Here is a 24,888-nt window from a genome sequence, read left to right as displayed (position 1 = left end):
CTTGAAATCGCACTAAGCGCCGGTTTCGGCGACGATCAGGATCACGAACAGCCCGAGCGCCACCACGGCGAAGACCGATAGCGCGAACGTCCTGAGCAGCCCACCGATCCGCGAGGTGCCATAGGCCCCGCGCAACTGGCGGTACATGTGCAGCGGCGGGGCCAGCATCAGCACCCCCGCCAGCCAATCGAGATTGGCCGCGCCCGCCAGCATCACCGCCACGCTCAGCAGCGTCATGAAGCTGAGCGAATAGGTCACGAACACGGTGTGGTCGTAGAGGTGGAAGCGGCGGCTGAACGGGAACAGCAGCCACAGGAAGGGCACCGAGATCGGGATCAGCGCCCAGCTGTACTTGTAGGCATAGTTCTGCGCCTTGTAGGCGGTGAGCGCGGGGTTCGCCTTGAACTTCTGCACCGCGTGGTCGATCGCGGCGATGTCGCTGACCTTCTCGTGGCGGTCCGGCGCGGACCCGACCTGACGCACGACTTCCAGCGCGGTCAGCTGGCCCTGCAATTCGCCATCGATCGCGCCGGTGTCCTTCCCTTGGCGCAAGGCTGTGGCGCGCCGGGCTTCGAGCGTGGCGATCTTGGCGGCAATCGCCTTTTCCGCCTTCGCCGGATCGCTCTGCTGCACGATGCCGCCACTTTCCAGGTCCGCCTCCGACGCGGTGCGGTGATAGACCGCGAAGGCGAGGAACACGCTGAACAGGAACAACGCCAGCGGCGATACGAAGCTGGCGCGCTGGCCCGCGACATAGCGGCGGGTCAGCTCTCCGGGCCGTGTGACGAGCATGGGCAGGGTACGCCAGATCTTGCCCTCGAAGTGGAAAACGCCGTGGAGAAGATCGTGGAAAAAGGCGCCGAGCGTGCGGTGGACGTGCGCCGCCTGCCCGCATCGGTGGCAGTGGCTGCCGACCAGCGGGGTGCCGCAGTTGAGGCATGCGCTTTCGTGCGTGTGGCCCGAATCTTCGCCGGCGGTCGGCTCGATCACGCGCGCTTGCAGCGTGCTTTCCACCATGTCGCCGATCGCCTGTGCGTCGCTCATGTCCATTCCCCCACGGTCCTTGCCTGCGGCATAGCCAAGGACGCCGCGCGCGACTACCACCGGGCGACGGATGGGAGATTAAAAGGATGCAGGTGAAACGACATGCGCTGCAGATGGCAGCGCTGCTGGGCATCATGGTGACGCCAGTGACCGCGGATGCGCAAGTGACAGGCGGCGTTGGCGCGATGTCCATCGCGACGTTCCTCGCCAAGGCCGATGCGCTGCGCGCCAAGGGGCCGTTCGCGCTGATGAGCGGAGACTACAAGCTGCTCAAGGCCGAAGTGACCGGCGCGGCGCAGGCCTATCGCGCGCGGCTGAAGGGGGAACAGGCGGCTGGCCGCCCCAGTTCGTGCCCGCCGCCGCGCGCGCCGTTCAACAGCCATGACGTCATGGCGCAGATGCGGTCCTATCCGGTGGCGGCGCGCGGACAGACCAGCGTCGCCACGGCCGTGGCCGACCTGTTCCATGCGCGCTATCCCTGCGGCGCGCGGTAATAAGGCTTTCTTCACGCCGAATTAACCTTGTCGCGGCAGGGAAGAGCGGCAATTCGCGAAGGAAAGGAAGGCGCCAAGCCGTGTTCGGGCCGGTGGAGCAATCGGGCGCTGTTGCCGTGGCGACGTTCGGTCGAGCGCGGGCGCGTCCTCTCGTTCCGCCTCCGGCCGTCGAGGCACCGCCCCTGCGTGCGCCGCGCCGAAGCGACCACCCGCTGGCGCGCCGCTGGGACGGACTGTGCCGGCGTATAGAAGGCTGGGCGCATCGTGCTGACCTGACCCCCGATCTGGCCGAGGACGTGGGCAGCGCGCGCTGGTTCCGGGGGCTGGGCACGCTGCTGGGCCTGGCGCTTGCCGCTGCGGCTTGCTGGCCCGATTTCGCCCCGCTCCAAGCCGCGCCGCTGATGCCGATCGATGATGCCGCGCAGAAAGAGTTCGCGGCACACAGCTTGCGACCCTTCGTGCAGGGAGCGACCAGCGGGCGGCACTTCGCGGCCAGTCCGGACCTGGTGATGCGGCTTGAATACGCGCCTGAACGGCCCGAGATCCAGCTCGCCGCGACACTGGGTGAGAACGATACGGTGCAGCGGATGCTGCAGCGCGCGGGCGTGGGGCTGGGCGATGCCGGACAGGCGAGCGCGCTGCTGGGATCCGCCGTGGCGCTGACCGAGATCCAGCCAGGCACGCGCTTCGACATCACGCTGGGCGCGCGCACAAGCCCTGCGGACCCGCGCCCCTTGCAGGCGATCAAGGTGCGCCCGCGCTTCGACCTCGCGCTGAACATCGCGCGCAGTGGCGGCGGGCTGGGCCTGTCGCGCACCGCGATTCCGGTCGATACGCAGCCCTTGCGGCTGCGCGGGGTGGTGGGCGCAAGCCTCTACCGCTCGGCGCGTGCCGCCGGGGCGCCGCCGGGCACGGTGCAGGACTACTTGCGCACGGTGGACGAGGTTCTGCCGTTCGAGGAAATCCTGCCGACCGACGAGTTTGACCTCGTGGTGTCGTACAAGCGCGCCGCCGATGGCGAGGGGCAGGCGGGCGACCTGCAATATGCGGCGATCCTGCGCGATGGCCGCCCGCGTCTGCAACTGCTGCGCTGGGGCAATGAAGGTGCGTTCGAATCGCTCGATGCGCTGACCGGCGCGCAAGGCGCCGGCAGCGATGGCGCGTTGCTGACCCCGGTGGCCGGCCACGTCACCTCGGGCTTCGGCCTGCGTCGACACCCCATCCTCGGCTTCGTTCGGATGCATGCGGGGATCGACTTTGCTGCGCCGTGGGGATCGCCGGTCTATGCTGCCACCGACGGGCGTGTCAGCTTCGCCGGATGGCACGGCGGGCACGGCAACTACGTCCGGCTCGACCATGGCGGCGGCATCGGCACCGGCTATGGCCACATGAGCCGCATCGCCGTCGGGCCCGGCATGGCGGTGCGGCGCGGGCAGGTGATCGGCTATGTCGGCTCGACCGGCCTCTCCACCGGGCCGCACCTGCATTATGAACTCTATCGCGGCGGGCAGGTGGTCGATCCGGCCTCGGTGCGGTTCCTGGCGCGCAGGCAGGCGGCGGACCCCGGCCAGATCGCCGCGTTCAAGGCCAGGCTGTCGCAGATGGTCGCGCTGAAGCCCACCGCCGCGCTGCGCTGACGCCGGTTGCGCAGGGCGCAAGTGCTGTGCGTAGTTCGCAAGCCCGCGCATGGTTGCGGCGCGTTGCCGGCGGGCCTAACACACGCGCCATGACCAGTTCCTATCCGATGATCCGCCTGCGCCGCACCCGTGCAACCGCGTGGAGCCGCGCCCTGCACCGCGAAGTGATGGTGACGCCCGCCGACCTGATCTGGCCGCTGTTCGTCACCGAAGGCACAGGGGTGGAAGACCCCATCGCCTCGCTGCCGGGCGTGTCGCGCTGGTCGGTCGACGGCATCGTGGCGCGGGCGAAGGAAGCGGTGGCGGCGGGCATCCCCTGCCTTGCGCTGTTCCCCAATACCCAGCCCGAGCGCCGCAGCGAGGACGGGCGGGAGGCGCTCAATCCCGACAACCTGATGTGCCGTGCGATCCGTGCGATCAAGGATGCCTGCGGCGATGACATCGGCGTGCTGACCGATGTCGCGCTCGATCCCTATACCAGCCACGGGCAGGACGGGCTGATCGACGAGGCGGGCTATGTGCTGAACGACGCCACCGTCGAAGTGCTCGTCGGGCAGAGCCTGAATCAGGCCAATGCCGGGGCGGACGTCATCGCCCCGTCGGACATGATGGACGGCCGCATCGCCGCGATCCGGGAGGCGCTGGAAGGCGAGGGCCACGTCAACGTCCAGATCATGTCCTATGCTGCCAAGTATGCCTCGGCGTTCTATGGCCCGTTCCGCGATGCGGTCGGCTCGCGCGGGCTGCTCAAGGGCAACAAGAAGACCTATCAGATGGACCCCGGCAATGCCGAGGAAGCGCTGCGCGAGGTCGAACTCGATCTGGCCGAAGGCGCTGACAGCGTGATGGTCAAGCCGGGGCTGCCCTATCTCGACATCGCGGTTCGCGTGAAGCAGGCCTTCGGCGTTCCGGTCTTCGCCTACCAGGTGAGCGGCGAATACGCGATGATCGAGGCAGCGGTGGCGGCGGGCGCGGCCGACCGTGACGCGATGGTGCTGGAAACGCTGCTGGCGTTCAAGCGCGCGGGTTGTTCGGGTGTGCTGACCTACCACGCGCTCCACGCGGCGCGCCTGATGGGCGCGTGATCGAGACCGCACGGCTGCGCCTGCGACCCTGGCGCGAAGCTGACGTCACGGCGTTCCACGCGATCTGTTCAGACCCGGTGGTCATGGCGACGCTGGGGCCGGTGATGACGCTGGCCGAGACGCAAGCGCTGGTCGAACGCTGCATCGCGATGCAGGCGCGCGACGGGCATTGCTTCTGGGCGCTGGAACGGCGCGAGGATGCACGGCTGATCGGCTGGTGCGGCGTCATTCGCGGCACGGCGGGGCCGGTCGAGGGCAAGGCCGAGATCGGCTGGCGTCTCGCCTCGGACTGCTGGGGCCATGGCTATGCCAGCGAAGCGGCGCGCGCGACGGTGGACTGGGCCTTCGCCGAGCTGCCCGACGATGCGGTCTGGGCGATCACCCATGTTCACAACACGCGCAGCCGCGCGGTGATGGAACGGCTGGGCATGGCCTATCAGCCCGCGCTCGATTTCGATCATCCCAGGCTGGCGGCGGACGATCCGCTGCTGCGCCATGTGGCCTATCGGCTGGACCGCAATGGCGCGGCCCAAGGCTGACCTGCCTGCGCCCGAGGCCTTGCGCGCGCTGGTCGATGGCGAAGGCCGCCTTGCGGTCCGCGTGACGCCCGGCGCCAAGGTGGAGGGCATCTCCATCGAACAAGGCCGCGTATCGGTGAAGGTCCGCGCCAAGCCCGAGGACGGCAAGGCCACCACCGCCGTGCTGGCGCTGGTCGCGGCGGCGCTGGAAGTCGCGCCATCGAAAGTCGAGTTGTTGCGCGGCGCAACTTCGCGCGAGAAACTGCTGCGGGTGCCGCCCTCCGCAGTTTGATGAGGTTACGCGCGGGGGCGGGCAGCCTAGCGTTCGGGCAGACCTCTTGGAAAGGATGCCCATGCAGAAGCCCCTCACCGGAAAGACCGCGCTCGTGACCGGAGGTTCGCGCGGGATCGGCCGCGCCGTGGCGCTGCGCCTTGCCGCCGATGGCGCGCACGTGGCGGTGAACTATCGCAGCGACAAGGCCGCCGCCGATGCCGTGGTGGCCGACATCGCCGGCGCGGGCGGCACGGCCTTCGCGCTCTGCGCCGACGTCAGCGACCTTGCCGCGATCGACGCGATGTTTGCCGCCTTCGATGCGCAGGCCGATGGGCTCGATATCCTGATCAACAACGCCGGGATCGGGTCGATGGCGACGCTGGCGGAGACGGACGAGGCCAGCTTCGACCGCCAGATGCAGGTCAATGCCAAGGGTCCGTTCTTCGTCACCCGCGTCGCGCTGTCGCGGCTGCGCGATGGCGGGCGCGTCGTGAACATTTCCTCGATGGTGGCGCAGGTCGGCTATGCCTCGTGCCTAGCCTACGCGATGAGCAAGGCGGCGGTGAATCACTTCAGCGTGTCGCTGGCGGGGGAACTGGGCGCGCGCGGGATCACCGTCAACGCGGTCGCCCCCGGCGCGACGATCACCGACTTCGCGCCCGACCTGTTCAACGATCCGGCCATGGTCGAAGCGCTGGCGGGCCTTGCCGCGCTGCGCCGCGTGGGCCAGCCGGAGGATGTGGCGCGTGTGGTTGCCATGCTGGCCGGGCCGGATGCGGGCTGGGTGACGGGGCAGGTGATCGAAGCCTCGGGCGGCATGCACCTCTAGGCCGTAAACTCATAACCGGCACCATCGAGGCGCCAAAATGGCAAACAGCTCGGGCCAAGGCGCCCGCAGGGAGGGCTGGTTGCCCTTCCAAGGGCGGCTTGGTTCGAGATGGAAGCCATTTTGGCGTCCCGCAGGGATTTGACCAGAAGGGCCATCTGCCGCGTCAGGAAAGCTTGAAATATCAACATATTCCTGCACTTTCCTTCCTTGCACCTGGCCCTTCTGCCTCAAACCTCGATGGCGCCGGTTATGAGTTTACGGCCTAGTCGTTGTCCGCCGGCAGGCGCACCGCGATTGGCAGCAGCGCAAGTGCCCAGCCGGTGGCGAGCCACAAGCAGGCCAGCGGCGCACGATCCTGCATCAGCGCGCCCAAAACGGCCCCGCCGAGCAGGCCGGTCCATAAGAGGCCCCAGGCGGGCCAGCCCTTGCGCGGTTGGCCCAACAGGCGCGCGGCGAGTCCTTGCCCCAGCTTGACCAGCGCGCCGGTCATGTACGTCAGCCCGATCGAGACTTCGCCATCGCGCTGGAACATGGCGTTGATCGCGCCCATCGCCAACACCATCGCCGCCAGCATGGCGACTGGCAGGCCTATCGTCCTGGCGATGGCCGCCGCCAGCAGAAGCCCCGCGACGACCCCAAGCAAGGCCGCCTTGCGCCAGCGGTCCGCGTGGTGCGCGACCAGCGAGCCCAGGATGACGCCCGCGACGAATCCGGCGATCAGCAGCAAGGGCGTTACCGCGCGCAGGGGATCGGTCGCCAGCAGCACGGCCAGCCGCGTGGTGTTGCCGGACATGAACGAGACGAAGTAGCCGCCCGCCGACAGGAAGCCCACGGCATCGACGAAGCCCGCCAGCGCGGCGAGCGCGATGGCGAAGCGGCGGCGGGCGCGATCGTGGGTGATCATCGTGGCAGGCTAGCGCGCCACGCCGCCCGCGTCACCATCAGGCCTTGGCCCTCAGCCCTTGGCCATGCCCCGCGCCATGTTGGCGAGCACGTCGGCCATGGCATCGGCGATCTCGCGGTCGGCGACCTCGCTTTCCCGGATCGCGCGCTGCATCGCCTCGGCCCACTGGCCCGCGGTGTTGCGGTCGATCGCGAAGGGGGAATGCATCGAGACCATGCACTTGCCGGGATTGGCATTGAACCAGTCGCGCGGGCCACCGGCCCATCCCGCGAGGAACGACGGCAGCGAGGCGCGCATCGGCGCGAGATCGGGCGCGTGCATCGCGCGCAGCTCGGCATATTCCGGCGCGTTTTCCATCAGGTCGTAGAAGCGTTCGGTGATGCGGTGCATCGCCTCGTGGCCGCCGATGCGCTCGAACGGGCTGCGCGGGGCGGCAGCGGGGTCGGCGGTGGCATTGTCGGCTTGGGTGGCCAAGGGGATTCTCCGAAGCTGGGATCAAACCAGCAGTCTAGGCTCGCTGCCTCTCTGCAAAATTGATCCCGATCAAGTCTTGCCACCGACCGGGGCAGGATCGGCGATCATCGCCTTGAGCGTGGCCAGCCGGTCGGCCTCGTGCGCGGGCTTGTCGGCGCGGATGCGGCTGATGCGGGGAAAGCGCATGGCGACCCCGGACTTGTGGCGGCGGCTGGCGTGGACCGAATCGAAGGCGACCTCGAACACCAGCGACTTGTCGGTTTCGCGCACCGGGCCGAAGCGCGCGATGGTGTGCTGGCGCACCCAGGAATCGAGCCATTTCAGCTCGGTATCGGTGAAGCCGAAATAGGCCTTGCCCACCGGCAGCAGCTCCGCCCCGGCATCGGGATCGCCGTCCCAGCAGCCGAAGGTGAAGTCCGAATGGAACGACGATCGCTTGCCGCTGCCACGCTGCGCATACATCAGCACGCAATCGACCAGCAGCGGATCGCGCTTCCACTTGTACCACAGCCCGGTGCGCCGCCCGGCGACATAAGGCGATGTGCGCCGCTTGAGCATCACGCCTTCGATCGCGGCATCGCGCGCAAGGCTGCGGATCTGCGCCAGCGCGTCCATGTCGGCGGCGTCGATCACCTGCGACAGGTCGAAGCGCAGCGGATCGAGCCGGGGCACCAACGCTTCCAGTCGCGCGCGGCGCTGCTCCCACGCTTGGTCGCGCACGTCCTCGCCCCCGTCGATCAGCACGTCGTAGAGCCGGACGAAGGCGGGGTAATCGGCGAGCATCCGCGCCGAAGGGGCCTTGCGCCCCAGCCGCTGCTGCAGCGCGTTGAAGCTCGCCGCGCCGCCTTCCGCGCCGCCCTGGTGATCCCCACGCACCAGCAGTTCGCCATCGAGCACGGCGGGGATCTGCAAGGCGGCGGCGATCTCGGGAAAGCTGCCCGAAATGTCGTCGCCGCTGCGCGAATAGACGCGGCTCTCGCCATTCACATGGACGAGCTGGACGCGGATGCCGTCCCATTTCCATTCGGCAGCATAGTCGGCCAGACTGACGTCAGCGCCGTCTTCCAGCGGGTGCGCCAGCATGAAGGGGCGGAACAGCGGCAGCAGGTCGGTGCGCGGCGGCTCGGCCTTGCCGGCCGCCCAGTCGAACAGTGGCAGATAGGGCGCGGCCTGTCCGTGCCAGTATTCCTCTACTTCATCCACGCTGACGTCAAAGGCCTGCGCAAACGCGACCTTGGCCAGCCGCGCGGAAATGCCGATGCGCATGGCCCCCGTCGCCAGCTTGAGCAGCGCGTAGCGGCCATTGGCGTCGAGCCGGTCGAGCAGCCCTGCCAGCAGCGTGGGCGCGGTTGCCCGCGTGGCGTGGTGGAGCAGCGCGACCACTTCGGATACCGAGGGCGGCGGGGCCTGTTCGTTCGGCGGCTCGGGCCAGAGCAGGCTGGCGGTTTCGGCGGTGTCGCCCACGTAATCGCGGCTGAGCGTCCACAGCACTTCGTCCACGCGGGTCTCCATCAGCGCGCGCACCGTGCCCGCCTTGACCGCCGGGAAGTCCAGCCCGTCGGTCAGCGCCGCCAGCGCCCAGCCCCGATCGGGATCGGGCGTCTCGCGCAAGTACTGCGCGATCAGCGCCAGCTTGCCGTTGCGGCTGCGGGTATAGACGAGCGCGTCGATCAGGGCGGCGAAGCGCTCCATCAGTCGTCCTCATCCTCGTAGCCCACCAGCGCCAGCGCGCGGGCCCGCCGCTGGTTCAGCTGGCACCAGCGCAGCAGCGCTTCCTCGCGGCCATGGGTGATCCAGGTTTCGTGCGGGTTCACCTCCGCGATGGTGGCGGTCAGCTCGTCCCAGTCGGCATGGTCGGAGATCACCAGCGGCAGCTCGACGTTGCGCTGGCGGGCGCGCTGGCGCACGCGCATCCACCCTGACGCCATGGCGGTGATGGGCTCTGGCAGGCGGCGGCTCCAGCGATCGTTGAGCGCCGAGGGCGGGGCGATCACGATCTGCCCTTCGAGCGCTCCCTTGGGGGCATCGGCCACCAGCCGCAGATCGCCCAGATCGATGCCGTAGTCGGCATAGAGCCGACACATCCTCTCCATCGCGCCGTGCAGGAAGATGGGCGCGGTGTATCCGGCGGCGCGCAATTCGGCGATCAGCCGCTGCGCCTTGCCCAGCGCATAGGCGCCGACCGCCACGCAGCGCGTCGGATTGGCGGCGAGCGCGCCGGTCAACCTGGCGATTTCCTCCGCGATGGGCGGATGGCGGAACACCGGCAGGCCGAAGGTGGCCTCGGTGATGAAGATATCGCACGCCACCGGCTGGAACGGCGCGCAGGTCGGATCGGAAAGGCGCTTGTAGTCGCCCGTGACGACAACCCGCTCACCGCCATGTTCGAGCAGGATCTGCGCGGACCCCAGCACGTGGCCCGCAGGCACGAACGTGGCGAACACCCCGCCTTGCAGCGCGATGCGCTCGCCATAGGCGACGGGCGTTTCACGCGCCGCCCCGCCATAGCGCAGGCCCATGATCGCCAGCGTTTCGGGCGTCGCGAAGACATGGCCGTGCCCGCCGCGCGCATGGTCGGCGTGGCCGTGGGTGACGAGCGCGCGTTCGACAGGTCGCGCCGGATCGATCCACGCATCGGCGGGCACCACGTGGATGCCGTGCGGTTCGGGCCTGATCCACGCGAAGTCGCCTGCCATGCAACAGGAATGGCGCAATGGGGGCGGCGGTTCCAGACGGGATTTCGGGAAGGGAGATGATGATGCGGCTCCTCCCGGCACGGGGAGGGGGAGGAATCACGTGCCCCAACGAAAAAGGGCGGCGGTTTCCCGCCGCCCTTTCGGGGGTATTCACATCTGAAAGCTCACGCCTCGTCGGCGTTGGGCTCCTCGGCGGCGGCGTCGCCCGCCTTGCCCTTGCGGGCCTTCTTCTTGACCAGCTTGGGCGCCGCCGGGGTCAGTTCGAAGGACAGGCCTTCGTCCTCGCCCTTGAGGCTGACGTGGACTTCGCCACCGTTGGCGAGCTTCCCGAACAGCAGCTCCTCGGCCAGCGGTTTCTTGACCTTCTCCTGGATCAGCCGCGCCATCGGGCGCGCGCCATAGAGCTTGTCATAGCCGCGCTTGGCCAGCCAGCTGCGCGCGTCGCTGTCGAACTGGATGTGGACGTTCTGTTCGGCCAGCTGGAGTTCGAGCTGGAGGATGAACTTGTCCACCACCCGGCTGACGACTTCGGGCGGCAGGTAGCCGAACGGCACGATCGCATCGAGACGGTTGCGGAATTCGGGGGTGAACATCTTCTTCACCGCCTCGTCGCCCGCATCCGCCTTGGACACGTCGCCAAAGCCGATGCCCTGCCGCGCCATGTCCGACGCGCCCGCATTGGTGGTCATCACGAGCACCACGTTGCGGAAATCGACCGTTTTGCCGTGGTGGTCGGTGAGGCGGCCATTGTCCATCACCTGCAACAGGATGTTGAACAGATCGGGGTGCGCCTTTTCGATTTCGTCGAGAAGCAGGACGCAATGCGGCTGCTGGTCGATGGCATCGGTGAGCAGACCGCCCTGGTCGAACCCGACATAGCCCGGAGGCGCACCGATCAGGCGGCTGACCGAGTGGCGCTCCATGTATTCCGACATGTCGAAGCGCTGCAGCGGGATGCCCATGATCTGGGCAAGACTGCGCGCGACTTCGGTCTTGCCGACGCCGGTGGGGCCCGAGAACAGGAACGAGCCGATCGGCTTGTCCGGATCGCGCAGGCCCGCGCGGCTGAGCTTCATGGCGCTCGACAGAACCTCGATCGCCTTGTCCTGCCCGAACACGAGCCGCTTGAGGTCGCGTTCGAGGTGTTCGAGCACCTTCTTGTCGTCGCTCGACACCGACTTGGGCGGGATGCGCGCCATGGTCGCGATGACCTGTTCGATCTCGCGCGCGGTGATGGTCTTCTTGCGCTTCGAAGGTGGCACCAGCATCTGCATCGCGCCGACTTCGTCGATCACGTCGATCGCCTTGTCGGGCAGCTTGCGGTCGTTGATGTAGCGCGCCGACAGTTCCACCGCGGTCTTGATCGCCTCGGGCGTGTACTTGACCTTGTGGTGTTCCTCGAACGCGGTGCGCAGACCCTTCAGGATCTTGATCGTGTCCTCGACCGTGGGTTCGTTCACGTCGATCTTCTGGAAGCGCCGCAGCAGCGCGCGGTCCTTTTCGAAGTGGTTGCGGAACTCCTTGTAGGTGGTCGAGCCGATGCAGCGGATGGTGCCGCCGCTCAGCGCAGGCTTGAGCAGGTTGGAGGCGTCCATCGCGCCGCCGCTGGTCGCGCCGGCGCCGATCACGGTGTGGATCTCGTCGATGAACAGGATCGCGTGCGGCATCTTTTCCAGCTCGGAAACGACCTGCTTCAGCCGTTCCTCGAAATCGCCGCGATAGCGGGTGCCAGCCAGCAGCGCGCCCATGTCGAGCGAATAGATCACCGCTTCGCTCAGCACCTCGGGCACGTCGCCTTCGACGATCTTGCGCGCAAGCCCTTCGGCGATGGCGGTCTTGCCCACGCCCGGATCGCCCACATAGAGCGGGTTGTTCTTGCTGCGGCGGCACAGGATCTGGATCGTACGATCCACTTCCGGCCCGCGCCCGATCAGCGGATCGACCTTTCCGGCCAGCGCCTTCTCGTTGAGGTTGACGGTGAACTGGTCGAGCGCGGAATCCTTCTTCGCACCCTTGGCCTCGGCCTTTTCCTCGGGCTTGGGGGTTTCTTCTTCCGCACCCTTGGGATTGCGGTTTTCGACCTGGCGGCCGCCCTTGCCGATGCCGTGGCTGATGTAGCTGACCGCGTCCAGGCGGCTCATGTCCTGCTGCTGAAGGAAATAGACCGCGTAGGAATCGCGCTCGGAGAACAGCGCGACCAGCACGTTGGCGCCGGTGACGGTGCCCTTGCCGCTCGACTGGACGTGCAGGATTGCGCGCTGGATCACGCGCTGGAACCCGGCGGTGGGCTGGGGGTCGGCCTTGTCCTGCGTCTTGAGCGACTGGTATTCCTGGTCGAGGTACTGGCGCACCACGTCGCCCAGGTCGCCCAGATCCACGCCGCAGGCCTGCATGACCTGCGCCGCATCGGGATCGTCGATCAGCGCAAGGAGGAGATGCTCGAGAGTCGCGTATTCGTGGCTGCGCTCGGAAGCGTTGCTGAGCGCGGCGTGAAGCGTCTTCTCAAGGCTCTGGGCGAAACTTGGCATAGACCTACTTTCTCGGGCTGCCGGACGATCCGGTCGCCGGGGTGACCCCTTGCGGGAGATGAACATGCTTCTGCTTAACCGCGGCTAAACCGAATGCACGGGCGGCAACCAATGCCGGGCGGGCGCAGGCTGGATGGGCGCGGGCCGGACAGGCAGGGGCGTCTGCGATTGCGATATGGGGATGCCGCCCGCGAAGGTGAAGGGCGGCGGCAATCATGAGGCGGACCTGTCGGGCGGCGATCGGAACAGGGCCTCGGCTGCGGCGCGGTGGGCGCTGGCTTTGTCGCGATGGGCGACGGTGCGCATGATTTCCAGTTCCAGCAGGCCGATGCGCGCGTTCAGTTCATCGTGACTCAGCGAGTCGAGCGATTCGGTGGCCAGCTGGCTGGCCAGGTCCCCCCGGGGGCGCGGGCGCTCTTCAAGGTCCATTCCGGCTGACAATGTGGCCGCTCGCGGCTTGCTGTCAACCGGGCGCGTGGGTAGGGAAAAGAAAGGGGCGGGTCGGCTGTCACGCAATGGGGGCTTGGCGAAGAATGCTTTCTGTTCCGGCTACGATGACCGCGATCGGCTTCGACGCGCCCGGCGGCCCTGAAGTGCTGCGGCCCGAGACCGTGCCCACCCCGCGCCCCGGCCCCGGCCAGGTGCTTATCCGGGTGGCCTTCGCGGGCGTGAACCGACCCGACGTGATCCAGCGCCAGGGCTTCTATCCCCCGCCGCCGGGCGCATCGCCGCTGCCGGGGCTGGAAGTTTCGGGGCAGGTCGTGGCCCTTGGCGAAGGCGTGGTCGAAGTGCTGCCGGGGCAGGCTGTCTGCGCGCTGGTGGCGGGCGGCGGCTATGCCGAATACTGCCTTGCCGAAGCCGCGCAGTGCCTGCCCGTGCCCGATGGCCTGCCGCTGGACCAGGCCGCCGCGCTGCCCGAAACGCTGTTCACGGTGTGGCACAACGTGTTCGAACGGGGCTTTGCCCGAGAGGGCGAGACGCTTCTCGTCCACGGCGGCACCAGCGGCATCGGCTCGATGGCGTGTCTGCTGGGCAGGCTGTTCGGGCTGACCGTGATCGTCACTTGCGGCGGTGCGGACAAGTGCGCCAAGGCGCTGGAGATCGGCGCCGCCTACGCGATCGACTACAAGGCGACCGACTTCGTCGAGGAAGTGGCGCGGATCACGGGGGGCAAGGGCGTCGACCTCGTGCTCGACATGGTCGCGGGGGCGTACGTGATGCGCAACCTCAAGTGCCTGTCTGACGATGGCCGCCACGTGACCATCGCGGTGCAGGGCGGGGTCAAGGCGGAGATCAACATGGCCGAAGTCATGCGCCGCCGCCTGATGCTCACCGGATCGACCCTGCGCCCGCGCTCGAACGCGTTCAAGGCACTGCTCGCGCAGGAAATTCTCGAACACGCCTGGCCGCTGGTCGCCGAAGGCGCGCTACGCCCGGTGATGGACCGCGCATTCCCCCTTGCGGAAGCCTCCGCCGCCCACGCGCGTATGGAAGCGGGCGAGCATGTCGGTAAGATCGTGTTGAAAATCTGACACTTGTGGTGAATCTTCGTAAATCGACGTATGGTGCATCGACTGGTTTTTCTGCCCTCGCTAGTAATGATCGAGAATATCATTTACCATAGTTGGGTGTCATTCTAACATTAGTTTGGTGTACTTCCAGCTTCTGCTAGCATAGTTGTGCGCTATGCGGCTTGGATAAGCCGAGAACGTTCTATATACGGCGTTTCGGACCTATCTTCGGGCAGACCCAAAAGTGAGGACGACGCTGGCGTGCCCGGTAAGTTGGAGAATGTTGAGACGACTGCCGACAGCAATATGGCTGCGCTCCCTTCTTCGGGTGCGGGCTGGTTGCACCGCGGCTTGCTGTCGAGCGTTCGGCACTGGCCTCTTGCCCGTTCGCTCTGGGTCCATTCCGGGCTGAAGCGCCGTACGCAGGACATCCGCTTTGCCCGGATGGCCAATGCCTGGCACGACGTGGCCGAGTTCGCCGATCCTGCGGGATACCAACCCGTGCCAGGCCGCGTGCTGATCCTGCCGCCCGACCCGCGCGAAGTCATCGCCTCGCTGGGCGATCTTGGCATGTTCCTCGCGATCCGGGATCATCATTTCCGCGATGGCGCATCGGCGGACATGACCATCATGTCGAACAGCCCGCGCGGTGCGGCCCGCGCCGCCGCACGCAACTGGAGCACGATCACCCCCGGCGCCACGTTGGGTGACACCGTCGAGCGCCTGCTCCATCTGCGACCGGAATACGTCTATCTCGTCGGGGCAGACGTTCTCGACGGGGTTCTTGACCCGGTGTTTTCGGCCTTCCTGCTGATGACCGCCGATCTTCTGCGCCGTGCGGGCGTGAAGACCCGGGTGACCGGCTTCAGTCTTGCGCGCAACGCCTATCCGGGCCTCGCCGAGGTCTTCCGGTCGCTCAATGGCGCCGATTGCCTGTGCGTGCGCGATCCCGTTTCGCACGACCGCCTATCGGAACTGATGGGCGAAGCGCCGCGCCTCGTGGCCGATCTCGCCTTTCTGGTGCAGCCTGCGCCGACCGTCCGGACGCGTAACGCCGCGGCCTGGATGGCGCAGCACCGCCAGCAGGGGCGCAAGGTGGTCGGTCTCAACCTCAGCCCGCTCAACGCCGATCTGACGCCTGCCGAGGTGCGCGATTCCCTGATTCCGCGCACCCGCCAACTGGCCGAACAGCTTGTCCGCGATGGCGACGTGGCGGTGCTGCTGCTGCCGCACGATTTTCGCGCGCTGTGTTCGGACCAGCTCGTGCTGGAGCCTGTCATGGCCGGGCTGTCCGATGCGGCAAGGTCGCACGTCGGCCATATCACCGCCGAACTCGACCCTACCGAGGTCAAGGAGATCGTCGGGCAGCTCGATCTCGTGGTCACGGCGCGAATGCATCTGGCGATCGCGACGCTGGGCGCGTGTACGCCCGCGCTGGTCATTGGCAGTGACGCCAAGCTGTCGGGGCTGCTCGACCATTTCCGGCTCCCGGCGGAGACCCGCATCAGCGTCGAGGAGTTCCTGTCATCGTCCGCCCTCGTCGATCGCGTGCGCCGGGGCCTGGCGGCGACGGACGAAGCGCGGGCGCAGATCGCGACGCGCCTTCCCGCGATTCTCGATCTGTCGCGGGCCAACCTCATTCCCGAAGACGAAGCCGAAACCGTCACGATGGCGCTGCAGGCCAACTGATCCGGGGCGGCGTTCCTGCATTTGGCCTGCTTTTGCCCCGCTTTTGCCTTGCCGTCGGGCCCCGGCTCGCCTACATCGTCGCGGTGACGGCCGCTCCGCAAGGGGCGGCCCTTATTGTTTCTGCTTTCCGGAGAATGCCCCGTGAGCACCCAGCCCACCTATCCGCTGATGCCGCACGCAACGGCGTCCTGGCTTGTTGACAATACCGCGCTGACCTTCGAACAGATCGCGGAATTCTGCGGCCTGCACATCCTTGAAGTGCAGGCCATGGCCGATGATCTGGCCGGCCAGAAGTACACCGGACGCGATCCCGTCCACTCGGGCGAACTGACCCAGGCCGAGATCGATCGCGGTCAGGCGAATCCGAACTACCGCCTGCGCATGCAGAAGGCGCCGCTGTCGGTCAGCCGCACCAAGGGCCCGCGCTATACCCCGGTGTCCAAGCGCCAGGACAAGCCCGACGGCATCGCCTGGATCCTGCGCAACCACCCCGAGATCTCGGACGCGCAGATCGGCAAGCTGATCGGCACCACCCGCAACACCATTGCCGCGATCCGCGATCGCAGCCACTGGAACATCGGCAACATCAACCCGAAGGACCCGGTGACGCTGGGCCTGTGCTCGCAGCGCGAGCTTGACGGGCTGGTGGCCAAGGCCGCCAAGCGCGCCGGGATCGAGGAAGACGAAGGCGTTGCCGACCTGCGCCTCGGCACCGACCGCGACGCGCTGATCGAGGAACTGCGCGCCGAGCGCCAGGCCCAGACCCGCGCCGCCTCGGAAGCCGCGCAGGAAGCCGAAGCGCAGGCCTGGCTCGAAGCCCGCCGCGCCGAAGGCCTGTCGGACAGCTGATCGCCGTCGGCTTTGCCGGATACGAAAAAGGCCGCCTTTCGGGGCGGCCTTTTTTGTTGGCGGCAGCGGGAGAGGCCGCGCCCTGGCGCCAGCCTCCCTTGCGCAGAATTACCCCAGCGCGATGTCGGGCGCGTCTTCCTGCTTCATGCCGACGGTGTGGTAGCCCGCGTCGACATGGTGGACCTCGCCGGTCACGCCCGAGGACAGGTCCGACAGGAAGTACAGACCCGCGCCTCCGACGTCCTCGATGGTCACGTTGCGGCGCAGCGGGCTGTTCAGCTCGTTCCACTTCAGGATGTAGCGGAAATCGCCGATGCCGCTGGCGGCCAGCGTCTTGATCGGTCCGGCCGAGATCGCGTTGACGCGAATACCTTGCGGCCCGCAGTCGTTGGCGAGGTATTTGACGCTGGTTTCCAGCGCCGCCTTGGCCACGCCCATGACGTTGTAGTGCGGCACGACCTTTTCCGCGCCGTAATAAGTCAGCGTCAGGATCGATCCGCCCGCGCTCATCATCGGCATCGCGCGCTGCGTGACGGCCACCAGCGAATAAGCGCTGATGTTCATCGTCATCAGGAAGTTGTCGAGCGTGGTGTCGTAGAAGCGCCCGCGCAGCTGGTTCTTGTCCGAATAGCCGATCGCGTGGACGACGAAGTCGATCGTCGGCCAGCGTGCCTTCAGCGTATCGAACGCCAAGTCGAGCGCGGCCATGTCGGACACGTCGCAATCGATCAGGAAATCGCTGCCCAGGCTTGCCGCCAGCGGGCGTACGCGCTTTTCCAGCGCTTCACCCTGATAGGAGAAGGCGAGTTCAGCGCCATGCTCGTGCAGTTGCTTGGCGATCCCCCAGGCCAGCGACTTGTCGTTGGCGAGCCCCATGATCAGGCCGCGCTTCCCTTGCATCAATCCGGTCATGCGCTCTCTTGCGCTCCTTGTTCAGTATCTTCTGCATGCGCCCGGTCCCCTAGCACGCGTGCAGCTCTCAAGCGGTCATCGGCCTGGCCCAGCATATCCTGCTCTTCCGGTGTTTCGGCAAGAGCGGCATTGAGTTCGGCACCTACCACCATCCCTAAGCCGACAAGCCAGAAAAAGAAAAGCGCGATCATCACGCCCGCAAGGCTTCCGTAGGTGAGATCGTAGGTGAACAGGTGGCGCAGCAGCTTGGGCAGCATGGTCGTCACCGCCAGCCACCATGTCGTCACGAACAGCGCACCCGGCCACTTGGGATAGAGCCGCCCGCGATAGGCCCCCGGCGTCAGCGAGATGAACAGCAGCCACAGCGCGCCGTAGAGAACGACCGCCGGGGCGAAGCGCGACAGCGCGAGGCTGTCCACCATGCTGCCGAACTGCGGCAGCCACACCGCGATCGCTTCCTGCGCGGCGCCGATCAGCACTTGCGCAGTGATCGACACCAGGATCAGCACGACCGAGGCGATGATCAGGCCCGTGGACATCAGGCGGTAGCGCCAGAAGGCGTGGGTCCAACGCGTGCCATAGGCGCGGCGCAGGATGTCGCGGACCGTTTCCATCAGGCTACCCACGGTCCACAGGCCGACCAGCCCGCCGATCCACAACAACCCGCCGGTGCGCGCATCGACCACGCTGCGGGCGACCGGATCGAGCACGTTGGCGACCACCGGGGGCAGCGCGATCAGCACGGTGTTGATCGCGGCGGCGCGCTGGCTCGCCTCGCCCAGCAGCGAAAACAGCGCAGCGCCTGTGATGAAGAACGGAAACAGCGAGATCAGCACCATGTAGGCGAAGTTGCCGGCATGGATGAACCCGTCGTTGATGACGCCCGCCGAAACGCGCTTGACCACCTCGAACGCGCGGCTGCCCGGCCCCAGCCGCTGCCGCGCTTCACCCAATCCGCGCTTCCACTGCAAGGCCTCGCGGCGCCGTGCCTCGGGCGAGCGGTCAGGCAGGTCGACCAGCGGATGCGCGCCGGGGGGAAGGTCATCGGCCGCTTCGGGTGGAGGGATGGCCCCCGGTTCGATCACGGGAGCCTCACGCAAAAGTCACATCCCCAGTTTGCCGCGCGGATTGCGCGTGTCGGTCCAACCCGCGAGACGGGCTTTCAGATCCGTATCGTCTGCGGGAATGTCGATCTGCAGCGTGACGAGCTGGTCGCCGCGCTCGCCGTCCTTGCGGGTGAAGCCCTTGCCTTTCAGGCGCAGCGTCTTCCCGCTCGAACTGCCCGGCGCCACGGTAAGCATCACCGCGCCGTCCACCGTGGGCACGCGCACCTTGGCGCCGTTCACCGCTTCGTCGAGCGTGATCGGCAGGTCGATGCGGATGTTGTCACCGTCGCGCTCGAAGAAGGCGTGGCGCTGGATCTCGATGGTGATGATCGCATCGCCGAAGCCGCCCGGCCCCTGTTCGCCCTTGCCGCCCAGCCGCACCTGCTGGCCGTCCTCGACACCCGCGGGTAGCTTGAGGTCGATGGTCTTGCCGCCCGACAGCGTGATTCGCTGCGGCGCGCGCGTGGCGGCATCCACGAATGGCACTTGCAGGCGATAGGTGACGTTCGCGCCCTTGGGTGCTGGCCCGCGCCGCCCCCCGGCAAAGCCGCCGCCGCCGCCCGGACTGCCACCGCGCCCGCCGCCGAACAGGCCTTCGAAGATGTCGCCCAGGTCGATGCCTTCGGGGCCTGCGCCCTCGAACCCGCCATCGTGGCGGAAGCCGCCCTGCTGGCCGAAACCGCGTCCGCCGAAACCGCCGCCGCCGCCGCCGCCTGCGCCGCCGAAGCCGAACGGCGCGGTGGGATTGCCCTCGGCATCGATCTCGCCGCGGTCGAACCGGGCGCGCTTGTCCTTGTCGGACAGCAGGTCATAGGCGTTCGTCACCTCGGCGAAGCGTTCGGACGCTTTGGGGTTGTCCTGGTTGCGATCGGGGTGAAGCTCCTTGGCGAGCTTGCGGTACGCGGACTTGATGTCCTTTTCGGTTGCGCTGCGCGCCACGCCAAGGATGGAATAAGGGTCTGCCATGGGCACCTAGCTAGGATTGCAGCGGGAACCCCGCAAGGCTTCCCTGCGGTTGCCCGCACGACGGCGTGCGGTTTGCACCTGCGGCCTTGTGGCCTAGACGGGCAGAGCCTGCCATTGATCGAGGTCATGGCGGGAACGCCTTGGCCATCCCAAGGCTTTCAGGCCGCCAGAATCGCAGGATATCCCAACCGTGACCGAACCCGCCGCAGACGCCATCCCGCACGCCGATCCCTTCGCGATCTTCGAAGACTGGTTCGCCCAGGCCAGGCAGAGCGAGCCCAACGATCCGAACGCCATGGCGCTGGCTACCGCCACGCCCGATGGGCATCCCTCGGTCCGCATGGTGCTGCTGAAAGGGCACGGTCCGGACGGTTTCGTGTTCTACACCAACTTCCACAGCCGCAAGGGCGGGGAACTGGCCGCCAACCCGCACGTGGCGCTGCTGTTCCACTGGAAGTCGCTGCGCCGCCAGATCCGCATCGAAGGCCCGATTCGCGAAGTCACCCCGGCAGAGGCCGACGCCTATTTCGCCAGCCGGCATCCCGAATCGCGGCTTGGCTCGGCGGCCTCGGACCAGTCGCGTCCTCTGCCCGACCGGCAGGCCTATCTCGACCGGGTCGAGGCGATCCGTGCGCAATACCCCGATGGAGACGTGCCGCGCCCGGCGCACTGGTCGGGCTATCGCGTGACGCCTGCCGCCATCGAGTTCTGGCAGGACCGCGATTTCCGCCTGCACGAACGTCGCCGCTTCGTCACCGACGGCGCGGGCGGCTGGACGTCGAGCCTGCTTTACCCGTAAGGATGCATCCCATGGACATGACCCGCAGCGACACCCACGGCGACCTCAACCGCAAGGCAGCGCTTGCCTCGATCACGGTCGCGGCGCTGCTGGCGGGGATGAAGGTCTGGGCGGTGGTCTCGACCGGTTCGTCGGCCATGCTGGGCAGCCTTGCCGATACCGGCCTCGATCTCGTCGCCAGTCTCGCCACGCTGCTCGGCGTGTGGGTCGCCTCGCAGCCCGACGATCACAACCACCGCTTCGGACATGGCAAGGCCGAGGCGCTGGCGGCGATGTTCCAGGTGGTGCTGATCTCGATCTCGGCGATCGGCCTCGCGTTCCGGGCGGTCAACCAGTTCATCGCCGGGGAGCGTGTGGCCGAAGCGGAAAGCGGCGTGATCGTCTCGGCCATTGCCATGGCGGCGACGGTGGCGCTGCTGCTGTATCAGCGCCACGTCATTCGCCAGACCGGCAGCCTCGCGATCAGCACCGACAACGTCCATTACAAGTCGGACCTGTTCCTCAACCTTGCGGTCATCGCCGCGCTGCTGCTCGACAAGACCTTCGGCATTCCCGGGGCCGACGCGGCTTTCGCCTTCGCCATCGCGCTGTGGCTGGCGTGGGGCGCGTGGGGCGCCTCGCAGCAGGCGATCGAGCAGCTGATGGACCACGAATGGCCGCTCGAAATGCGCGAGCGCTTCCTCGCGGTGGTCGCGCAGCATCCGGAATTGAAGGGCCTGCACGACTTGCGCACGCGCACCAGCGGCAACCGCGATTTCGTGCAGTTCCACGTCTGGGTCGATGGCCGCATGACCGTGACCGAGGCGCACCGCGTGATGGACGAGATCGAGGACAAGCTGATGCGCGAGTTTCCCGGCGTCGAGGTGCTGATCCATCCCGATCCGGAAGGGCTGGTCGACGAACAGCCGATGGGCGCGCAGGACCTGCTCGCGCCCGGTCCCAACGGCGAAAGCCCGGCCACGCTGGCGCAAGGCTCGCCCGGCGTGGCCTGAGGGGCCTGCAGACCGGTCTAGGTGTCGTTCAGGTCGCTTTGGGTGCCGTTCAGCGCGCGCCGTAGAGCGCGACCACGTCGGCGAGCCGGTCGACCACCGGGCGTAGCTTCGAATCTTCGGTTTTTCCGAGCCTTACCACCACCAGGCGGCGGCTGGGGCTGACCAGCACGTACTGCCCGAGGTGGCCTTCCGCCGCGAACAGGTCGCGCGGGCCGCGTGTCGGGAACAGCGAAGGCCTGCCCTGCGTCGGCGTGCGGTTGAGCCACAACTGCGCGCCATATTCGGCCTCGCGCGGGGAAGGCCGCGCCATGAACTCGATCCACTGGCGCGGAATGATCTGCGCCCCCCTGACCGCGCCCTTGTTGCGCAGGAATTCGCCAAACGTCGCCCAGTCCCGCGCGGTTGCGTGGATCAGGCTGCCGCCGACGAGCGTGCCCGCGGCATCGAATTCGGGCAGCATCGAGCGCAGCCCCACCGGCTCGAACAGGCGGGTGCGCAAATAGTCCGCCACCGCATGACGGCGGCCTTCCGGGTCCTGCTGCGGGGACAGCACGCGCGCGGCCAGATCGGCGAGAATCACGCTGGTCGCGGTCGAATACTGGAAGGTGGAGCCCGGTTCATGCGCCAGCGGCTGGTCTTCGGCGTAGCGCGCCATATCATCGCGCCCGTCGAGAAACAGCATCCGTACTTCGTCGGATTCGTAAGGCGGATCGCCCGCTTCGACATGGCGCAGGCCCGAACGCATCTGGAGCAACTGCTTGAGCGTGATCTCGCCACGCGGATCGCCGGGGCGCTGCCATTGCGGCACGGGCGCGGATTCGTTGAGGCGCAGCCGCCCGTCGGACACGAGCATCCCGATCATCACGCCGGTCACGGTCTTGGCCATCGACCACGACACGAAGCGGGTGTTCTCGTGATAGCCGGGCGCATAGCGTTCGGCGACGATGCGGCCTTCGTGCATCACGATCACCGCCCGCGTTTCGCCCGCAGCCTCGTCCGAAAACAGCGCATCCACCGCGCGCGCCAGCTTTTCGCGCGGGGCGTCGGGGTTCTCGGCCACGGCCGCCAGCGCCTCGGGCGCGAGCGGAGCCGGCCCTTTGTCCGCAGCCGAGCAGGCGGCAAGGGCTGGCACCAGCGCAAGCGGGGCGATAAGGGAGAGCGGCAGGCGGGGCATGAGCGCCGCCCTTCTTCCCCGTCCGCAAGCCCAAGGCAATGGTCGAAACCGCTTCACCCACAACTGCGCCGATTGGTGCACCCGACCAGCCGGGCGGCCCTTATGCCCCGCCGCCTGCCCGCCGCTGGCGCTGGCGGCTAGCGCTGCTGGTGGTGGCGCTGATCGCCGCGCCGCTGGCGCTGTTCTGGAGGCCGGTCCACGGTACCGCCATCACGGCCGCGGCCTATGGCGCGCGCGTCGCCTGTTCGTGCCGCTTCGTGGGGGGACGGCCGATCGGCGATTGCACACGGGATTTCGAGCCGGGCATGGGCCTTGTCACCCTGTCGGAGGATGCGGCGGCCAAGAGCGTGACCGCGCGCGTGCCCCTGCTGGCAAGGCAGACCGCGGCCTATCGCGAAGGATGGGGCTGCGTGCTGGAGCCGTGGAAGTAGCCTATTGCTGCCACGGCGCGGTCGAATCGATCCAGCCACCGCCGACCACGCGCTCGCCCGCATAGAGCACGGCGGCCTGCCCGGGCGCGACGCCGTATTCGGGCTGGAGGAAGCGCAAGGTGGTCGTCGCGCCTTCGCCGAAGGGGCCTTCCAGTTCCACCGGCACGGGCTTGGCGAGCGAGCGCACCTTGGCGGTCAGCGGGCCCTGCGGCAACGGTCCGATGCGGTTGGTTTCGATGACGGTGGCGCGACCCACCGCCAGCATGGCGCGCGGGCCGACCAGAACGCGGCGCGCGGGCGCATCGAGCGCGATGACGTAAAGCGGTTCGGGCTGGCCGCCGATCTCCAGACCCCGGCGCTGCCCGACCGTGTAGTGGATCACGCCCGCGTGGCGGCCCAGCACCTCGCCGGTCGCGGCGTGAACGATCTCGCCCCCGTCGATGCCTTCGGGCCGGACTTTGGCCACGATCTTGGCATAATCGCCATCGGGCACGAAGCAGATGTCCTGGCTGTCGGGCTTGGCGGCGACGGCAAGCCCGAGGTCGGCGGCGAGGCGGCGCACTTCGGGCTTGGGCAGGCCGCCCAGCGGATAGCGCAGGAAGGCCAGCTGTTCGTCGGTGGTGCCGTAAAGGAAGTAGGACTGGTCGCGCGCGGGATCGAACGCGCGGTGCAGTTCCGGCCCCGCAGGCCCCATCACGCGGCGCACGTAGTGGCCGGTCGCGAGGCAATCGGCGCCGAGATCGCGCGCCATCGCCAAGAGGTCGGTGAACTTTGGCCCCATGTTGCAGCGGATGCAGGGAATGGGGGTGCGCCCGGCGAGGTAATCGTCGGCGAAGCGTTCGACCACCTCTTCGCGGAAGCTCGATTCGTGGTCGAATACGTAGTGCGCGATGCCGAGGCGGTCGGCCACGGCGCGCGCATCGCGGATGTCGTCGCCCGCGCAGCACGCGCCCTTGCGCCCGGTGGCCGCGCCATAATCGTAGAGTTGCAGCGTCACGCCGATCACTTCGGCCCCGCTGGCGGCGGCAAGCCCTGCCACGACGGAGCTGTCGACGCCGCCCGACATGGCGACGACGATGCGGCTGGCCGATGCAGGCTTGGGCAGATCGAACAGGGCGGCGGGATCGGAAAGACCGGAGAGCGCGGACATGGCCCGGCTCATAGGCGCATTTGTGGCCGAGCGGCAGGGGATTCGTGGTGCGGCTGTTGCCACGCGCGCGCCGCTGCTCGGTAAATGAACGCGATGTGAAAATCCTAATCGTCGGTAAAAGCCGGATTTACCCGGTCTTATCCCTCTTGGCGCTATGCGGCTGGGCATGGACCTTGGATTTACCGATGTTTGGGGTGGCGAGACCGAGGAGAGGCGCGGTTTGCGCCCGCTCGGCTGGGGCGAGCTGTGCGCGCGACTCGCCGCCGCGCAGGACTTGCGCCGGGCCGTGCGCACGCAGGGGGCCGCCCCGCTGCCGGGACCGGGCACGGGCATCGCGAGCTTTCATCGGTCTGCCGCACAGATGCTTCTGGATGTCGCGCCGGTGGCGGTCGAGGCGAGAAGTGAACGCCATGTTAACTATTTCAGTTCAGAGATTGGCAAAGCCGATTCAGGCAAACCAGAGCCCGTCAGAGAACCCCACCGCATGATCCCCTCCGATTGCCCGACCCGACGAGAAAAGCCATGATCGAAAACCAGAAAATCAGGCCAGCGCAGGTTATCGGTCCGCTCGGGGAGCCGCTGACGCTCGATAGTCTGCCGCCGCCCACCACCACCCGCTGGGTCGTACGTCGCAAGGCCGAGGTCGTCGCGGCGGTTAACGGCGGCCTGCTGACCATCGACGAGGTCTGCGAGCGCTATGGCCTTACGCTTGAGGAGTTTGCCTCGTGGCAGCGCGCGGTCGATCGCTCGGGGATGCAGGGCCTGCGCGTGACGCGCATCCAGCACTACCGCGACCTCTACGAGCGTCAGCTCAAGTATTGAGCGC

Annotated in this window: 26 protein-coding genes; 14 read left to right on the top strand and 12 right to left on the bottom strand. The window is 67.6% G+C overall.

Going from position 1 to position 24,888, the window contains the following annotated elements; translation table 11 throughout:
- Positions 1-12: 12 nt before the first annotated feature.
- Positions 13-1,044 carry a DUF3667 domain-containing protein gene (locus K3A84_RS14140; RefSeq protein WP_225009997.1) on the bottom strand — a complete coding sequence of 344 codons (1,032 nt, stop codon included), beginning with the start codon at positions 1,042-1,044 and terminating at the stop codon, positions 13-15.
- An 86-nt stretch (positions 1,045-1,130) separates the two neighbouring features.
- Between K3A84_RS14140 and K3A84_RS14135 the strand changes: the two genes are divergently transcribed.
- The 6 genes from K3A84_RS14135 to K3A84_RS14110 all read left to right on the top strand — a co-directional run bounded on the left by K3A84_RS14135 (position 1,131) and on the right by K3A84_RS14110 (position 5,881).
- Positions 1,131-1,538 carry a hypothetical protein gene (locus tag K3A84_RS14135; RefSeq protein WP_225009996.1) on the top strand — a complete coding sequence of 136 codons (408 nt, stop codon included), beginning with the start codon at positions 1,131-1,133 and terminating at the stop codon, positions 1,536-1,538.
- A gap of 80 nt (positions 1,539-1,618) precedes the next feature.
- Positions 1,619-3,175, top strand: a complete 1,557-nt coding sequence (locus K3A84_RS20545; protein ID WP_225009995.1) for a M23 family metallopeptidase — start codon at positions 1,619-1,621, stop codon at positions 3,173-3,175.
- 89 nt (positions 3,176-3,264) lie between these two features.
- Positions 3,265-4,260 (top strand): porphobilinogen synthase, encoded by a 996-nt coding sequence (hemB, locus tag K3A84_RS14125; RefSeq protein ID WP_225009994.1) that lies wholly within the window; start codon positions 3,265-3,267, stop codon positions 4,258-4,260.
- Positions 4,257-4,799: a GNAT family N-acetyltransferase gene (locus tag K3A84_RS14120; protein ID WP_225009993.1), complete on the top strand. Its 543-nt coding sequence runs from the start codon at positions 4,257-4,259 to the stop codon at positions 4,797-4,799. The genes hemB and K3A84_RS14120 overlap by 4 nt, the downstream gene beginning before the upstream one ends.
- Entirely contained in the window at positions 4,780-5,070 is a 291-nt protein-coding gene (locus K3A84_RS14115; protein ID WP_225009992.1) for a DUF167 domain-containing protein, read from the top strand. The genes K3A84_RS14120 and K3A84_RS14115 overlap by 20 nt, the downstream gene beginning before the upstream one ends.
- 61 nt (positions 5,071-5,131) lie before the next feature.
- Entirely contained in the window at positions 5,132-5,881 is a 750-nt protein-coding gene (locus K3A84_RS14110) for an SDR family oxidoreductase (protein ID WP_225009991.1), read from the top strand.
- 262 nt (positions 5,882-6,143) lie between these two features.
- Here K3A84_RS14110 and K3A84_RS14105 read toward each other — a convergent pair whose 3' ends face one another.
- The 6 genes from K3A84_RS14105 to K3A84_RS14080 form a co-directional block, all read right to left on the bottom strand.
- Positions 6,144-6,785 carry a YoaK family protein gene (locus K3A84_RS14105; protein ID WP_225009990.1) on the bottom strand — a complete coding sequence of 214 codons (642 nt, stop codon included), beginning with the start codon at positions 6,783-6,785 and terminating at the stop codon, positions 6,144-6,146.
- Positions 6,786-6,836: 51 nt separating this feature from the next.
- A complete protein-coding gene (locus tag K3A84_RS14100; protein ID WP_225009989.1) occupies positions 6,837-7,259 on the bottom strand; it encodes a group II truncated hemoglobin in 423 nt (140 codons plus the stop codon).
- Between the two features lie 69 nt (positions 7,260-7,328).
- Positions 7,329-8,951 (bottom strand): cisplatin damage response ATP-dependent DNA ligase, encoded by a 1,623-nt coding sequence (locus K3A84_RS14095; RefSeq protein WP_225009988.1) that lies wholly within the window; start codon positions 8,949-8,951, stop codon positions 7,329-7,331.
- Positions 8,951-9,955 (bottom strand): ligase-associated DNA damage response exonuclease, encoded by a 1,005-nt coding sequence (locus K3A84_RS14090; RefSeq protein WP_225009987.1) that lies wholly within the window; start codon positions 9,953-9,955, stop codon positions 8,951-8,953. Before K3A84_RS14090 ends, K3A84_RS14095 begins: the two co-directional genes overlap by 1 nt.
- A gap of 164 nt (positions 9,956-10,119) precedes the next feature.
- Positions 10,120-12,483 carry an ATP-dependent Clp protease ATP-binding subunit ClpA gene (gene clpA / locus K3A84_RS14085; protein ID WP_225009986.1) on the bottom strand — a complete coding sequence of 788 codons (2,364 nt, stop codon included), beginning with the start codon at positions 12,481-12,483 and terminating at the stop codon, positions 10,120-10,122.
- A 213-nt stretch (positions 12,484-12,696) separates the two neighbouring features.
- Complete coding sequence (locus K3A84_RS14080) at positions 12,697-12,912, bottom strand: DUF1192 family protein (RefSeq protein WP_225009985.1); 216 nt, start codon at positions 12,910-12,912, stop codon at positions 12,697-12,699.
- 125 nt (positions 12,913-13,037) lie between these two features.
- Here K3A84_RS14080 and K3A84_RS14075 point away from each other — a divergent pair, with 125 nt between their 5' ends.
- From K3A84_RS14075 to K3A84_RS14065, 3 genes are all read left to right on the top strand, one after another.
- Entirely contained in the window at positions 13,038-14,015 is a 978-nt protein-coding gene (locus tag K3A84_RS14075; protein WP_225009984.1) for an NAD(P)H-quinone oxidoreductase, read from the top strand.
- Between the two features lie 285 nt (positions 14,016-14,300).
- Positions 14,301-15,683 carry a polysaccharide pyruvyl transferase family protein gene (locus K3A84_RS14070; protein ID WP_225009983.1) on the top strand — a complete coding sequence of 461 codons (1,383 nt, stop codon included), beginning with the start codon at positions 14,301-14,303 and terminating at the stop codon, positions 15,681-15,683.
- 141 nt (positions 15,684-15,824) lie between these two features.
- Positions 15,825-16,532 (top strand): DUF1013 domain-containing protein, encoded by a 708-nt coding sequence (locus tag K3A84_RS14065; protein ID WP_225009982.1) that lies wholly within the window; start codon positions 15,825-15,827, stop codon positions 16,530-16,532.
- 108 nt (positions 16,533-16,640) lie between these two features.
- Here the strand turns inward: K3A84_RS14065 and fabI are convergent, their stop codons facing one another.
- From fabI to K3A84_RS14050, 3 genes are read right to left on the bottom strand one after another with little or no spacing between them, the layout of a single operon-like run.
- Complete coding sequence (fabI, locus tag K3A84_RS14060) at positions 16,641-17,444, bottom strand: enoyl-ACP reductase FabI (RefSeq protein WP_225009981.1); 804 nt, start codon at positions 17,442-17,444, stop codon at positions 16,641-16,643.
- A complete protein-coding gene (locus K3A84_RS14055) occupies positions 17,441-18,529 on the bottom strand; it encodes a YihY/virulence factor BrkB family protein (RefSeq protein ID WP_404823165.1) in 1,089 nt (362 codons plus the stop codon). The genes fabI and K3A84_RS14055 overlap by 4 nt, the downstream gene beginning before the upstream one ends.
- Positions 18,530-18,547: 18 nt before the next feature.
- A complete protein-coding gene (locus tag K3A84_RS14050; RefSeq protein ID WP_225009980.1) occupies positions 18,548-19,516 on the bottom strand; it encodes a DnaJ C-terminal domain-containing protein in 969 nt (322 codons plus the stop codon).
- A 181-nt stretch (positions 19,517-19,697) separates the two neighbouring features.
- Between K3A84_RS14050 and pdxH the strand changes: the two genes are divergently transcribed.
- Positions 19,698-20,315 (top strand): pyridoxamine 5'-phosphate oxidase, encoded by a 618-nt coding sequence (pdxH, locus tag K3A84_RS14045; RefSeq protein ID WP_404823170.1) that lies wholly within the window; start codon positions 19,698-19,700, stop codon positions 20,313-20,315.
- A gap of 11 nt (positions 20,316-20,326) precedes the next feature.
- Positions 20,327-21,307, top strand: a complete 981-nt coding sequence (locus tag K3A84_RS14040) for a cation diffusion facilitator family transporter (RefSeq protein ID WP_225009978.1) — start codon at positions 20,327-20,329, stop codon at positions 21,305-21,307.
- Between the two features lie 49 nt (positions 21,308-21,356).
- Here K3A84_RS14040 and K3A84_RS14035 read toward each other — a convergent pair whose 3' ends face one another.
- Positions 21,357-22,481: a serine hydrolase domain-containing protein gene (locus K3A84_RS14035; RefSeq protein ID WP_225009977.1), complete on the bottom strand. Its 1,125-nt coding sequence runs from the start codon at positions 22,479-22,481 to the stop codon at positions 21,357-21,359.
- Between the two features lie 38 nt (positions 22,482-22,519).
- Here K3A84_RS14035 and K3A84_RS14030 point away from each other — a divergent pair, with 38 nt between their 5' ends.
- Positions 22,520-22,912, top strand: a complete 393-nt coding sequence (locus K3A84_RS14030) for a hypothetical protein (protein ID WP_225009976.1) — start codon at positions 22,520-22,522, stop codon at positions 22,910-22,912.
- Between the two features lies 1 nt (position 22,913).
- On the opposite strand, the gene mnmA is transcribed toward K3A84_RS14030, so the two are convergent.
- On the bottom strand, positions 22,914-24,062 hold the full coding sequence (gene mnmA, locus K3A84_RS14025) for a tRNA 2-thiouridine(34) synthase MnmA (protein ID WP_225009975.1): 1,149 nt from the start codon (positions 24,060-24,062) through the stop codon (positions 22,914-22,916).
- Positions 24,063-24,228: 166 nt separating this feature from the next.
- Between mnmA and K3A84_RS14020 the strand changes: the two genes are divergently transcribed.
- Positions 24,229-24,588 (top strand): hypothetical protein, encoded by a 360-nt coding sequence (locus K3A84_RS14020; protein ID WP_225009974.1) that lies wholly within the window; start codon positions 24,229-24,231, stop codon positions 24,586-24,588.
- Positions 24,585-24,884 carry a CtrA inhibitor SciP gene (gene sciP, locus K3A84_RS14015; RefSeq protein WP_225009973.1) on the top strand — a complete coding sequence of 100 codons (300 nt, stop codon included), beginning with the start codon at positions 24,585-24,587 and terminating at the stop codon, positions 24,882-24,884. The genes K3A84_RS14020 and sciP overlap by 4 nt, the downstream gene beginning before the upstream one ends.
- Positions 24,885-24,888: the final 4 nt, after the last annotated feature.

The organism is Novosphingobium percolationis, from assembly GCF_020179425.1.
GTDB lineage: Bacteria > Pseudomonadota > Alphaproteobacteria > Sphingomonadales > Sphingomonadaceae > Novosphingobium > Novosphingobium percolationis.
This window is presented reverse-complemented; position numbering and strand designations above follow the sequence as displayed.

What these genes read in the sequence shown, in the direction of transcription:
- K3A84_RS14140 (WP_225009997.1), bottom strand. Translation starts at nt 1,044, where the DNA reads ATGAGCGACGCACAGGCGATCGGCGACATGGTGGAAAGCACGCTGCAA.
- K3A84_RS14135 (WP_225009996.1), top strand. Translation starts at nt 1,131, where the DNA reads ATGCAGGTGAAACGACATGCGCTGCAGATGGCAGCGCTGCTGGGCATC.
- hemB (WP_225009994.1), top strand. Translation starts at nt 3,265, where the DNA reads ATGACCAGTTCCTATCCGATGATCCGCCTGCGCCGCACCCGTGCAACC.
- K3A84_RS14115 (WP_225009992.1), top strand. Translation starts at nt 4,780, where the DNA reads ATGGCGCGGCCCAAGGCTGACCTGCCTGCGCCCGAGGCCTTGCGCGCG.
- K3A84_RS14110 (WP_225009991.1), top strand. Translation starts at nt 5,132, where the DNA reads ATGCAGAAGCCCCTCACCGGAAAGACCGCGCTCGTGACCGGAGGTTCG.
- K3A84_RS14105 (WP_225009990.1), bottom strand. Translation starts at nt 6,785, where the DNA reads ATGATCACCCACGATCGCGCCCGCCGCCGCTTCGCCATCGCGCTCGCC.
- K3A84_RS14095 (WP_225009988.1), bottom strand. Translation starts at nt 8,951, where the DNA reads ATGGAGCGCTTCGCCGCCCTGATCGACGCGCTCGTCTATACCCGCAGC.
- K3A84_RS14090 (WP_225009987.1), bottom strand. Translation starts at nt 9,955, where the DNA reads ATGGCAGGCGACTTCGCGTGGATCAGGCCCGAACCGCACGGCATCCAC.
- clpA (WP_225009986.1), bottom strand. Translation starts at nt 12,483, where the DNA reads ATGCCAAGTTTCGCCCAGAGCCTTGAGAAGACGCTTCACGCCGCGCTC.
- K3A84_RS14080 (WP_225009985.1), bottom strand. Translation starts at nt 12,912, where the DNA reads ATGGACCTTGAAGAGCGCCCGCGCCCCCGGGGGGACCTGGCCAGCCAG.
- K3A84_RS14075 (WP_225009984.1), top strand. Translation starts at nt 13,038, where the DNA reads ATGACCGCGATCGGCTTCGACGCGCCCGGCGGCCCTGAAGTGCTGCGG.
- K3A84_RS14070 (WP_225009983.1), top strand. Translation starts at nt 14,301, where the DNA reads ATGGCTGCGCTCCCTTCTTCGGGTGCGGGCTGGTTGCACCGCGGCTTG.
- fabI (WP_225009981.1), bottom strand. Translation starts at nt 17,444, where the DNA reads ATGACCGGATTGATGCAAGGGAAGCGCGGCCTGATCATGGGGCTCGCC.
- K3A84_RS14050 (WP_225009980.1), bottom strand. Translation starts at nt 19,516, where the DNA reads ATGGCAGACCCTTATTCCATCCTTGGCGTGGCGCGCAGCGCAACCGAA.
- K3A84_RS14040 (WP_225009978.1), top strand. Translation starts at nt 20,327, where the DNA reads ATGGACATGACCCGCAGCGACACCCACGGCGACCTCAACCGCAAGGCA.
- K3A84_RS14035 (WP_225009977.1), bottom strand. Translation starts at nt 22,481, where the DNA reads ATGCCCCGCCTGCCGCTCTCCCTTATCGCCCCGCTTGCGCTGGTGCCA.
- K3A84_RS14030 (WP_225009976.1), top strand. Translation starts at nt 22,520, where the DNA reads ATGGTCGAAACCGCTTCACCCACAACTGCGCCGATTGGTGCACCCGAC.
- mnmA (WP_225009975.1), bottom strand. Translation starts at nt 24,062, where the DNA reads ATGTCCGCGCTCTCCGGTCTTTCCGATCCCGCCGCCCTGTTCGATCTG.
- K3A84_RS14020 (WP_225009974.1), top strand. Translation starts at nt 24,229, where the DNA reads ATGGACCTTGGATTTACCGATGTTTGGGGTGGCGAGACCGAGGAGAGG.
- sciP (WP_225009973.1), top strand. Translation starts at nt 24,585, where the DNA reads ATGATCGAAAACCAGAAAATCAGGCCAGCGCAGGTTATCGGTCCGCTC.